Below are 12,223 nucleotides of genomic sequence, written 5' to 3'. Positions count from 1 at the left end.
ATGCGGCATCGCCTCCGCGCGAATAAGGTACGAACCGCGCGCCGCACGAACCAACCAAGGCAATCAAAGGAATATATTGTGACTAACGGTCATGAAGCGAACCCCCTGCGGGACACTCGCGACCGCCGCATTACCCGCATTGCGGGGCCGTCCGCGCTCGTCTTCTTTGGCGTAACCGGTGACCTGGCCCGCAAGAAGCTGCTTCCGGCAGTGTATGACCTCATGAACCGCGGTTTGCTCCCCCCGAGCTTCGGCCTCGTCGGCTTCGGCCGCCGCCCCTGGAGCGATGATGACTTCCGCGCCTACGTGCGTGAATCTGTTGAGGCAAACGCCCGCACCCCCTTCCGCGAGGACGTGTGGAACCAGTTCCAGCAGGGCATGCGATTCGTTGAAGGTGCCTTCAACGACGACGCAGCCTTCGAAAAGCTCAAGAGCACCCTCGCCGAACTCGACGAGCGCGGTGCACACGGCAACCACGCCTTCTACCTCTCCATCCCCCCGAAGGCATTCGAGCAGGTCCTCACCAAGCTCGCCGAACACGACCTTGCATCGCGCGATAACGACACCGTCAACCCTGTCGACGGTTGGCGCCGCGTGGTCATTGAGAAGCCCTTCGGCCACAACCTTGAGAGCGCACGCGAGCTGAACTCCATCGTGGAGGCGGTCTTCCCGCCCGACGCCGTGTTCCGCATCGACCACTACCTGGGCAAGGAAACCGTTCAGAACATCCTGGCGATGCGTTTCTCCAACCAGATGTTCGAGCCCCTCTGGAACTCCCACTACGTGGATCACGTGCAGATCACCATGGCTGAAGACATCGGCATCGGCTCCCGCGCAGGCTACTACGACGGCGTGGGTGCGGCCCGCGACGTCATCCAGAACCACCTGTTGCAGTTGCTCGCCCTCACCGCCATGGAAGAGCCCCTCAGCCTCGACGCGAAGCACCTGCGCGCCGAGAAGGCGAAGGTCCTCGAAGCAGTCCGCATCGACGACCTGCCGAACTCCTTCGCACTCGGCCAGTACGCCGCAGGCTACCAGGGCGGCGAGCACGTCAACGGCTTCTTCGACGAGAACGACATCCCCGCAGACTCCCGCACCGAAACCTTCGCAGCGCTGAAGGTGTCCATCGCAAACCGCCGCTGGGAAGGCACCCCCTTCTACCTGCGCGCCGGCAAGCGCCTGGGCCGCCGCGTCACCGAAATCGCCGTGGTCTTCAAGAAATCCTCCGACCGTCTCTTCGGCGAACGTGAAAACCCGCAGGTCGGCCAGAACGCCATCGTCATCCGCGTGCAGCCCGACGAAGGCATGACCATCCGATTCTCCGCGAAGGTGCCCGGCACCCAGATGGAAATCCGCGACGTCAACATGGACTTCGGCTACGGCCACTCCTTCACCGAAGAGTCCCCCGAAGCCTACGAACGCCTCATCCTGGACGTTCTGCTCGGCGAGCCGCCGCTGTTCCCCCGCCACGAAGAAGTTGAGCTCTCCTGGAAGATTCTTGACCCCTTCGAAGAGTACTGGGAAGAAAACCGCATTAAGCCTGAACCCTACGAGTCCGGTTCGTGGGGTCCGCGTTCAGCACACGAGATGCTTGAGCGTGACAACCGCGCTTGGAGGCGCCCGTGATCTCGCACCTGCATAACACCACCGTTTCCGCTATCAACAAGGAACTGAGCCACCTGACTGCCGCCAACGGTAGCCTCAGCAGTGGACGAGTTCTCACCCTCGTTGTTCTCGCGGAAAAGGGCCACTCCCGCGAAGCAATGCGCGCCGCGATTCGTGCCTCCCACGAACACCCGAGCCGCATTATTGTGCACATCTCCCACGACCCGCTCGACCCCGACCAGCTGGATGCAGAAATCCACCTCGGCGGCGACACCGGCGCATCCGAGATGATTGTTCTGCGCGGCTGGGGTAGCGCATCCCGCCCGACCGAAGCACTGATCTCCGGTCTGCTGCTGCCGGACTCCCCGATTGTGGTCTGGTGGCCGCACTCGGTGCCCGAGAACCCGGCACAGCACTCCATCGGTCGTATCGCGCAGCGTCGCATCACCGACTCTGCACGCGCCGACGACCCGAAGGAAGCGCTGCGTAAGCTCACCGACGTATTCCGTGCAGGCGACACCGACCTGGCGTGGACCCGTCTCACCCTGTGGCGCACCCAGCTGGCAGCGCTCATGGAACAGATGCCTTCCTCCCCCGTACGCCGCGTGGTCGTGTGGGGTTCGGGCAAGTCCCCGTCCGTGGTACTGCTCGGTACGTGGCTCGGCTGGAAGCTTGAAGCACCCGTACACCTCGCCACCATTGGCGCGGCAAACCGCGGCCTGTACCGCGTCAGCATTGAGCGTGAAGACGGTTCCGTGACGATGTTCCGCCCCGGCATTTCCGTGGCGACCATCTCCACCCCGTACGCACCCGACCAGCAGATTGCGCTGCCGGTGCGTACCCTCGCCGAGTGCATCTCTGAGGAGCTGCGCCGCCTCGACCCGGACGACACCTACGGTGACGTGCTGAAGCAGGCGCTGCGCACCGTCACCCTCGTCGATGACACCTGCCAGCCTGAAGACATGCTGGACCTCGAAGAATACCCGGAGGTTTTCGATGCCTAAGATTCAGAACATGGGCGCATCCACCCCCACCCTGGTGGCGCACCCGACCCGCGACGCTCTCGCAGCGGACGCGGTGACCCGCATCCTCGACATCATTGAGCACGTGCTCTCTGAGCGCACGATCGCCCACATTTCGCTGACCGGCGGCACCATGGGTATCGCCACCTTGAAGGCGTGGGCTGAGAACGAGCGCGTGAAGGATATCGACTGGTCCCGCGTGCACTTCTGGTTCTCCGATGAGCGTTTCGTGCCCGAGCGTAGCCCCGAACGTAATGACGGTCAGGCTATTGAGGTGCTGCTCGCTCCCCTGCTATCGCACGGCCTGGTCGTGGGCAATGTGCACCGCATGGGTCCGTCCGATATTTTCACCGGCCTGGAAGCTGCAGCTGAGCACTACGCCTTTGAGATGCGCGACTACGCCGGTTCCGCACCGGCTGTGAGCGTGCAGATGCCCGAGGGCGCAACCGAACTGCCGCTGGCTGGCGGTCACGGTGGCGGCGCAGGTCACGAACACGGCGGCTCCGGCGGCTGTGGTTGTGGTGGCGGCGGTTGCGGTTCTTCCGCACCCGAGCAGTCCATCGAAGAGACCACCCTGGAGGAATTTGACGCTGAGGCTGCTGAGCCCGCCGGTGGTTGCGGATGCGGCGGCGGAGGCTGCGGTGGTGGTGGTGGCGGCCAGTGGCCCGCACCGGTCTTTGACATCACCCTGCTGGGCATGGGCCCGGATGGTCATATTGCTTCCTTGTTCCCGGGCCGTAAGCAGGTTCTGCTGGGTACCGGTTTGCCGGAGGACCCGGTTGAGGGCGGTAAGGCTGTGACCGTGATGGTTTCTGATTCGCCGAAGCCGCCGGCTGAGCGTGTGTCGGTGACCCTGCCGATTATCAATAATTCGCGTCACGTGTTCTTCCTCATCACCGGTGAGGATAAGCAGGATGCGACCAGCCGCCTTCTGACTGGCGCGAAGCTGGATGCTGAGGATCTGAACGCGGAGTTGCTGCTGGAGACCCCGGCGGTGGGTGCGCGCGGTAAGAAGCAGACCCTGATTTTTGCAACCGAGGAGTCGCTGGCTCCTGAGAACCGCCCGTAAGGTTCGGTTCTGGTTCGGCTCTGAACTGCATCAACAAAAGAGTGGAGCCCCGGATAGTTTCGACTATCCGGGGCTCCACTCTTGCTATGCCCGCTTACTGCTCAGAGGCGGCATGATTCTGCGGCTCTTGCTCCTCCGAAGATTCATCCGACTCGAAGCCCACGTACAGTGCCGCCAACGACGGAACCGTCGCCTCCAGCACCTCCTGCGCCTTCTCAGCGGTCGAGGTGAGCTTCGCGCCGGTCAGCTGCAGGTACTCGCGCACCGTCATGGGCTGCGCCCAGTCAAAATGCTCACGCACGGCGGTGATGTTCGCGCCAGACTGCAGCACGTTAATACCGTGGGCAAGACCGATATCCGTCACCTTCACGATGGCGTCGGTCTCCTCCGGGATGTCGTACGGGTCGCGGTTCTGCAGGTCCACGATGAACGGAAGCACGCCGCGGCTCTCAGCGCGCAAGGTGAACTTGGTGTGCACCTGGCTCACCTCGTGCACCTCACCCACACCCACGGCGGGAACCACCATGAAGCCCGTCTGCAGGTCGTTCACCGCGGCCAGGGTGTGTGCCTCCCCGAAACCGGAGTACAGCTGCACCACCGGCACGAGGTAGCACACCTCCGCCTTGAGCGCCTTGCGAGCCTCAATGTCGATGTACTCCCAGGCGCCGCCGGTACCGTCCGTAATGTCGCCGGAGTGGTGCGCGTAAATGGCGCCCTGGCTGTTCTTCACGGTCTGCGACCAGTAGCTGATCTTGTCCATGTAGTTGCCTTCAGCGTCGAACATCATCAGCGACAGGTCAATGTCCACGCCCTCATCCCAGAAGCAGAAGAGGCGGATCACGCCGGTGGGCGGCAGGTGCACCGTTGAGGTGTTGTAGCGGCCCATGCCGTCCAGGGAGGGGCGGGCACTGCGGGTGTTCAGCGGCATGATCGTATCGCCCACCTGCTCGGGCAGGTAGATGCTGGTCTCGGCAAGACGACCAGACAGGCCAATCTCAACCAGGCGCTCCAGCAGGTCCAGCACCGCCGGGCTGTACTCGCGCGCCGGAATCATGGTGGCGATACCGGTCTTGGACAGGTTCATGCGCTGCGGGGCGGCAGGCTGAGCCTTCTGAGCGGAAACCGCGCGGCGCTCCTCACGCTGGCTCGTAGAGGGGTCGGAACCGACCGGAATGGAAGGTAGCGGGTTCTCTGGGCCGGAATTATCCCCAAAGAACGAACCCAGCGGATTCGGAATGCCCGCGTTCTGCATGAGGTTCTGAACTCTCGCGACACCTTCCGGGTTGCGGCGCGCATAGTCGGCGAGCTCCCGGTCCTCCTGCGCCGCCACCGGGTTGGCGGGGCGCTCCTTCGGCGGGTTCGCGAGCGCGTTGCGCTGCAGGGCCACCAGGTTGCGGATCTGCACCAGGATGGGCGCGGAAACGCGCGGCGCCACGGCGGCAAATGCGTCAAAGATGACCTGCTGGCCGGGGCTCGGGGCGGTATCAATGCCGTAGCGGGGCACCTCGAAAGCATCCAGGGCGCGCACCAGCTGGCGTGCAAACACGCCGGGGCGTGTGGAGAGCAGACGAGCCACGTTCTGCGCATCCTTAGTTGCGTAGGCACGGTCTACCAGCGACTCGAAGCTGTACACCTCACCGCGGTACAGGTCGTCAGCCCAGCGGCTCAGCGCGGTCAGCGACGGGTAGTCGCCGGGATGAACCGCCTTGACGAGGCGCTTGTACATTTCGGCGCCGGGTGCGCTGTCGTAGCGGGCACCGACAGGGTCGGCATCAATAATGCGGTTGAGCAGGTGCGCGATGCGGGTGCGTTCGCTACGGCGTAGCTTCAGGCGCGGCGCGATGCTCAGACTCAGATCACCCACCGTGCCGTTGAAACGCAGACGCGAGTAGGCGGCGGCGAGGGCGAGGGCCTCTTTCATGGTGCGCAGACGCTCAGTGTCTTCGGGGTGCAGGCAGGCGGCGATGAACACGCGGTTCTCGCGGCTGGTGTTCTCCGGGCGGGCACCCGGCAGAGCATCATGCTGGGCGAGGAAACGGCGCAACGCCACAAGGTCGCGCTGGTCGGTCTGGTTGTACACCTGCTGCTGACCGAGCAGCTGCTGGTAGAGGGCGCCCGCCATGATTAGGGCGTTCTGCACGCCGCTGACCATCTGTAAGGGTCGGCGGTTGCGTTCCATGGCCGCGAAGTTGGAGCGGCTCATCGGCTGCTGCCACTCGTAGGGTACGTAGTTCTCGGGCAGACCACCAAGGATGCGCTCGGTGCCGTCCGGGTTGTAGTACGGGTTGGAGAGGTAGTGCATGATCTGCTCGGTGTAACGCTGCTCGTCGGTGAGCGTCAGGGCGCGCAGATCAAAGTCGCGGCGGAACACGCGGCCGGGGCGGTACCCGTATTCGTAGGACCAGATGGTCGCGAACAGGGCAAACTCGTTGGCGCTGGCACGTAGCGCCTGGGCGAGGGACTCGTCGCTGAGGGTCAGACCGCAATCGCTCAGGAAGGACACTCGCCCCAGGTCGGTGTCGAATACGCCGGAGTGGTGCAGATCGTTAATGCGCGAGAAGTCCGAGCGGTAGTAGGGGCCGTACAGGTCGGTGAAGACGTACACGCCGTAGCGGCGCATCAGGATGAGGCGCACGAGGGGGCTGAGGCCCTCGGGCGCTTCGCCGTGAAGGTACGCGGATTCGTTGAGGTAGGGTGATTCTTGCAGGTAGGGGGATGCGTCGTAGGGAGTGGTCACGGGTCGTCCTTTCCGTTGGTCTCACCCGACTGTCACCGTCGGTGGTGGTCTATTTTCTTATCGTAGCGGTGTGGGCGCGAGTTGTCGCTGGGTTTGGTCATCGGTGACCTGCGGGGTAAATGTTCGCGGGGAGCAACCGACCGTTACGTATCGCGGAGCCGGGGCGGCGCTTATCCGCCGCGTGCTTGTCCATCAGCCGCTTATCTGTCGGTCACTTATCCTGCCGGCCGCGCGGGAACGGGGGTTAAAAGAAAAATGGCGGGAAGCGAAGAATCCGACAAATATAAGAAAAAGATATTTCAGAAAGTAGGACTCTTCATGATCCGCCATTACTTATAGATTACTCCCGCCCCGCGAGGGGGGTCAAGCCGTTTCGTCACCGAAGCATGCTCGACCGAAGCATACTAGGGGGGTTCTACTAGGGGGTTTCTACCCGCCGGTGAGGCTCTAGCTAAGGGGCAAGTAGCCTCACCGGCAGGTAGGTTTTCGGGCTAGGACTCTCGGGTTAGGATTCGCCCAGCAGGGCGAGCGCAGCTTCGCGGGCGGCAAGCGCCTCTTCGGTCTCGCGGGCAGGCACGGCAGCCAGGGCGCGTAGTGCCTTCGCCATGACCGTGGAGCTCTTCATTTTCGGTTCCAGGACGGCGGGAATCTCAACCGGCGTGCCGTATAGTTCGGCAAGCTCCACGGCAAGCTTCACGATGGGAGCACTCTGCTTCACCTGCGGGAGCACCGGAAGAATCTGGCGCACCGTCTGGAAGACGGACCACCCCGCCAAGGGGCTCAGCGAAGCGGCATCGTTCAACGTCTGCACCAGGCGATTCACCCCGAACCAGCCGTGCTCCAGGAGGTACCCGAGCTCACTGGCGAAAAGGTGCGCATCCCAGTTGCCGCGATCAATGAGGGAGGCAATCGTCTCCGCCGTCAACGCGCGACGCTCCGGGGCGTACACTACAGAAGCCCAAGCCAGGAAGTTATACGACGGCACACCCAGAGCACGCTCAGCCGCACCGAGCGCCTGCAGAACCTCCTCAAAACCGTGAAGACGAGAGAACTGATACACGCTCAGCAGCGGCTTATACTGCGCCGCTAGAAGGTCCGGGTTGTGGCGCATCGCCCAGGCGTACCAGCCACATATCAGGGCAACAGACGGTACCTCGGTATGTTCCAGGGAACGTCCCGGATACTCCGCACGGGCACCAGCCACCGTGTATGCCGCCGCCGTGAACGTGCTCCGCTCCGTGGCAGGTTCCTCCCCCGGCACCTGCCACAGCTCATAGGTGGAATCGTTCACCTCATACTCGCCGTGCAGAACCTTCGGAAGCGCCTCACGGTACGACTTGAAACGAATCACCGTGCGCTCAAAAACACGCTCCACCGCAGGTAACGGCTCCGCCAGCAGAGGCGCAAAGCCCTGCCCAGCCGCGCCCTCGCTACTATAGGGCTGATCCCCGAACGCAACACGCAACTGCTCGTGGAATAGTGCCGTCGGCGACCGGTACGCCCAATATTCGCTACCCTTGCGCGGGTACCCCTTGAAATGAAAATCAGCACCCTGAAAACGGCCCGTGTGCTCGGCGAGTGCCGCCTGCGGGTCAGGGTCTGCGGCGTGCGTATGCTGGACCAGCAACCGGTAGGCGAGGTACCGCAATTGGTCGCGACCGTCGTGCCAGGCACGGCTCAGGTAGCGACGCAGATACTTCTGAAAAGCGGGGCTGAACTCAATGATTCGCCCCTCCTGATGCGCCCGGTGCAGGTAGGCCAGCAGCGCAGGGATGCGGCGGACAGACTGCTCCCTCTCGTTGAGGTGGTAGAGGGCGAACAGCAGCTCTTCGCAGTCCCGGTCGTCGCGAATAGCATCCCGGGTAGCCTCGGATGCGCGCCCAGCCTGCGGCGCCGCGTTGAGGGCGGCATTCAGCTCAGAGGCCGAGAACCCAAGGGCAGGGACATCCGGGATTTGCACGCTACGGGGTTGCTGATCTGATGCGGCCTGATCTGAGGCGGGCCGGGTGGAGGCGGGCTGAGTCGAGCTCGACTGAATCGAACTAGGCTGTGCCAGCGCAGTGCCGAGGCACAGCTTCCGGGCGCGATCCTTGAGCTCCAGAGGAAGAACCTCCACAGCATCCTGCACATAGCCAGAGACCTCAACGGCACGTTCCGGCACCGCCCGAACACTCAACTCAAGCACCTTCAAACCGGCAGTCATCAGCTTCTTCTCGCGCCGGAACAGCAACTGCGCGGCGGCTGGCAGCGCCTCCGCCACCAGGGTTTGAAGCCCACCAGCAGTCAACGGCACCTGACCGGCAGAGGCAGAACCGCCAGAGGGCGCGCAAACCTGCAGAACACTCTGCAGCATCTGCGCACCCACAGCAGCCGTGGTCGCCACCGGCGAAGCCAACAACGCCGGAATCAGCGCCCCGAGCCGAGCATAGGATTGCGCCTGAGCCGCCAAAGCCTGCTGACGTTCAGCACCGCGCAGCCCCTTCGGAACCGCCGTCAGAGCCTCAAAGGCACGCGAGAAAACGCGGGCGTTCTGCGGCGCATAATCACGCAGCAACGCCTGAACGCACTCCTCCTCAATCCGGGCACGATACTGCGGAAAATGCTCCGCCAAATACACGAGGAAATCATGACCGCAGATGGTCAGCTGCGCATCATAAATAAACCAGATCGCGAGACCATTCGAGGGCAAGGCACCCTCCACGGTAAACAGCGCCCAGACTTTTTCCCAGTGTTCCGGATGCTCCCTGAAAAACTCGGCAATCACCTCATCATCCATAGAGCGCATGGAACGACCCGGCACAATACGCCACAGGAACTCCTGCAGGTATTCGGCGCTCCACGCAGGCACCGCGGGATGCACACCTTCAGGCACAGTATTAGGCATCGCTCTCCCCCAGCAGGGCGAGCGCAGCCTCGCGGGCGGCAAGCGCCTCCTCCGTCTTGCGGGCAGGTACGGCGGCTAGGGCGCGCAGTGCTTTCGCCATGACCGTGGAGCCCTTCATTTTCGGCTCCAGCTCGGCGGGGATTTCGACAGCCACACCGTACAGTTCGGCAAGCTCAACCGCCAGGCGCACATAGTCGCCGCCCTTCGTCAGCTCACCGACCATCGGCAACAGCAGGCGCAGAACCTGCAGCACACGCCAACCCGCCAGCGGACTAATAGCCGACACCTCACGCAGGGTCGCCACCAGACGATTCGGAAGAACCATCCCGTCCTCCAGAGCCCATTTCAGGGTCTCCGCGAAGGTTCCTGTATCCAGCAGGCCCGCCTCAAAGAGTGCCGCAATGGCCTCTGCCGCCGCCAGACGGTACTCAGGATTCTTCGCGCTCGCCACGTAGCCGAGCAGGGTGCAGGTCGGGGCGCCCACCTGCACGGTGGATTCCCTCAGCGCGCGCATGAGTACGGGAACGGGGGTGACGGTCTTCTCCTCAACACACTCCGAAGCGGCAAACAGGAAGTATGCCGAGAGTAGGTCCGGGTTGTTCTGAAGCAGCCAGGACGCCCATTCGGTAAGCGCCGTCATGAAGTCGCCCTGCCAGCCGTACGATTCAGAAGCATTCGGCAAAAAGGTGAAGGGAATGAACGCGGTGTTCAGTACCTCGTAGGCGATGGTCTCCTCGGGGCTCATGCTAGCGGTTGCGTGGCTCAGCGCCTCGCGCGCCTCATCCACGGTATCCGTGATATCGCTCTCGACCTGCCACATCGGTTCATGACGAACAAAGTCGGCGGCAACAAATTCTCCGGTGGGTTCTCCCGCTTGGCTAGCTTTACGGTATTCCTCAACCTTGCTGTCATTAAGGCCGGAATAGTAGAGGCTCCAGGGGATATCCAGGGCAGAAACAGTGCGATAAGTCCAGTCGCTGTAGGTAAGCTGACGGGCGGGTAGTGGTGCGCTCAGCAAGCGCACCGTGCGTCCTTCCGTGTGGTACTCTCCCCCGGCGGCGACGGCACGCATCTGCTCGCGGAAGATCTTGTAGAGGTCACGGTAGCCTTCTAGCGACGTGTAGCCAGGGTCCCAGAGGTGGTGCTTATTCTGGACGACCAGGCGCACCATCTCTTCTGTAGAAATGAGCTTGCTATGGTCGCTGGAGCGCCGCCATATCAGCTGGCTACGTTCAAAACGCTGCATGATCGAAGCCATTTCGGAAATTTCCTCAGACTTGTATCCCGCGGCCTCGGCGTTAGCTTCCAACACGGCGCAGAGCGCAGGCATGTACGCGACGTTGTTGTAGCTGTAATGGTCAGCAATTTTGCGCAGGGTACGAAGCTGCTGCTGTTCCGCCGGTGCCAGCTTGTCGGTCGCGGCAAAGTGGTAGAGACGTGCCAGGTTCTCTCCTCGGGTGCTGGGAGATTCGTCCCCGGTAATTCGACCCGAGGTGGTGTTCGACTCTTCCGTAATGAGGGTGCAGAACTCTTCCAAATTTGCGATGGATGCGACGGGTTCTCGGTGCTCAACGCCGGGCAACAGCACCGGCGGCACCTCTACGGAGGCGCCCGCCGCCTCCGCCTCTTCCGCCTGAGGCAGACGGTCTTCGGGCAGGCAGGCTTCCGCAGCGCCGCGCAGTTCCAGGGGCAGCACCTCGTAGGCTTCGAGGACGCGGTCGGCAACGTAGTTGGCGAGCGCCAGCTGCTCGGCGGTTTGCGCCTTCTTACGCTTGGCTTTGCTCACACCGGCGTACTGGGTGGCAATGAGCTTGAGCAGACGCAGGGCGCCGCGCTGAATCTTCTTTTCGGTGCGGTAGAGGTTCGCGCCGAGTGCGTCGATGAGCTGTTCCAGCTCGACCTGTTCGAGCGGTGCCAGCTCTGCGTTTTCGTTCTTCTGCAGGGCGGCGGGCGCGCAGGCTTTGAGCACGCTCTGCAGCATGGTCTGGGCGAATCCGACGGAGGCACTGGGCTCTGCGGTGAGGACAGCCATGAGCTGCCCGAAGCGTGCCCGGTTTTCTGCGTCGGTGGGTTGCAGATCGGTGTAGACGGAGTGGAACGCAGCCGAGTTGAAGGCACTGAAATCGCTGGTCAGGCCGCGCAGCAGAGCGTCCAGAATCTCGTCGCGAATGTCGAAGTATTCGCCCATCAAGCGGCACAGTTCGGCGCTTTCTCCCATGTAGTTGCCGTAGCCCTTGAAGAGCACCCCCTCGGTGCGGAAGACCGCCCAGAACTCCTGGTCGAGCAGGGTCATGTCACGGGTGAAGAAGGTTTTGAGCTGGGCGTGGTTGCTCGCGCTGTCCTTCTTCACGCAGGGCAGGGCTTCGTGCAGGAAAAGGACCAGGTATTCGGGGGCATCGCAGCTCAGCTTGCGGGCGCGAAGCAGCGTGTAGCAGGTTTCCCAGATCTTCTTCGAGCGCGCCCAAGAGTTCGGGAGGCCCTCAATAAAACGCAGAATCCACTCGTCGGGGCGTTCGGTAGCGCCGAGCAGGAACGCGTCAATCAGCTGCTGGTCCGGTTTACCGTCCCAGAGCAGGGTGCGCATGGCGCGGCCGGCGGAACGGTGGTATTCCCACGGGTCACCGTCTGGGGTGCGCACGAGCGCCCCGGCAACGTAGGCGGCGAGCGGGGTGCGGTTAATGTGGTCGCTACCGATGACGCTCTTGGGGGTGAGGGTTCGGGCGAGGGAGGCGCGTTCCTCCTCGGTGGCGCCGGTGATGACGGCGTGGTATTCCTGCACGTCAGTTGATTCTGCCGCCATGAGGGCTTTGAGGGCGGCGCGGCGCTCTTCAAGGGTGCGCTCCCCTGCGTTATGCGGCTGGTCGGTATCAGTCATCGGTACCTGCTTTCGGAGTTGATGGTGAATG

Annotated in this window: 6 protein-coding genes; 3 read left to right on the top strand and 3 right to left on the bottom strand. The window is 63.0% G+C overall.

Annotated elements, in window-relative coordinates:
• Positions 1 to 78: 78 nt before the first annotated feature.
• From zwf to QZ822_RS00165, 3 genes are read left to right on the top strand one after another with little or no spacing between them, the layout of a single operon-like run.
• Positions 79 to 1,626 carry a glucose-6-phosphate dehydrogenase gene (zwf, locus tag QZ822_RS00175; protein ID WP_070830755.1) on the top strand — a complete coding sequence of 516 codons (1,548 nt, stop codon included), beginning with the start codon at positions 79 to 81 and terminating at the stop codon, positions 1,624 to 1,626.
• Positions 1,623 to 2,609: a glucose-6-phosphate dehydrogenase assembly protein OpcA gene (locus tag QZ822_RS00170; protein WP_294602640.1), complete on the top strand. Its 987-nt coding sequence runs from the start codon at positions 1,623 to 1,625 to the stop codon at positions 2,607 to 2,609. The genes zwf and QZ822_RS00170 overlap by 4 nt, the downstream gene beginning before the upstream one ends.
• Entirely contained in the window at positions 2,602 to 3,696 is a 1,095-nt protein-coding gene (locus tag QZ822_RS00165; RefSeq protein ID WP_294641714.1) for a 6-phosphogluconolactonase, read from the top strand. Before QZ822_RS00170 ends, QZ822_RS00165 begins: the two co-directional genes overlap by 8 nt.
• 94 nt (positions 3,697 to 3,790) lie before the next feature.
• On the opposite strand, the gene QZ822_RS00160 is transcribed toward QZ822_RS00165, so the two are convergent.
• From QZ822_RS00160 to QZ822_RS00150, 3 genes are all read right to left on the bottom strand, one after another.
• A complete protein-coding gene (locus QZ822_RS00160; RefSeq protein ID WP_294641712.1) occupies positions 3,791 to 6,433 on the bottom strand; it encodes a hypothetical protein in 2,643 nt (880 codons plus the stop codon).
• Positions 6,434 to 6,938: 505 nt separating this feature from the next.
• Entirely contained in the window at positions 6,939 to 9,317 is a 2,379-nt protein-coding gene (locus tag QZ822_RS00155) for a DUF6493 family protein (RefSeq protein WP_294641710.1), read from the bottom strand.
• Positions 9,310 to 12,192 (bottom strand): endonuclease, encoded by a 2,883-nt coding sequence (locus tag QZ822_RS00150; protein ID WP_294641708.1) that lies wholly within the window; start codon positions 12,190 to 12,192, stop codon positions 9,310 to 9,312. Before QZ822_RS00150 ends, QZ822_RS00155 begins: the two co-directional genes overlap by 8 nt.
• Positions 12,193 to 12,223: the final 31 nt, after the last annotated feature.

Source organism: uncultured Rothia sp., from assembly GCF_916715725.1.
GTDB lineage: Bacteria > Actinomycetota > Actinomycetes > Actinomycetales > Micrococcaceae > Rothia.
The sequence above is the reverse complement of the archived record's forward strand: the minus strand, read 5'-3'. Positions and strand labels throughout refer to the sequence as shown.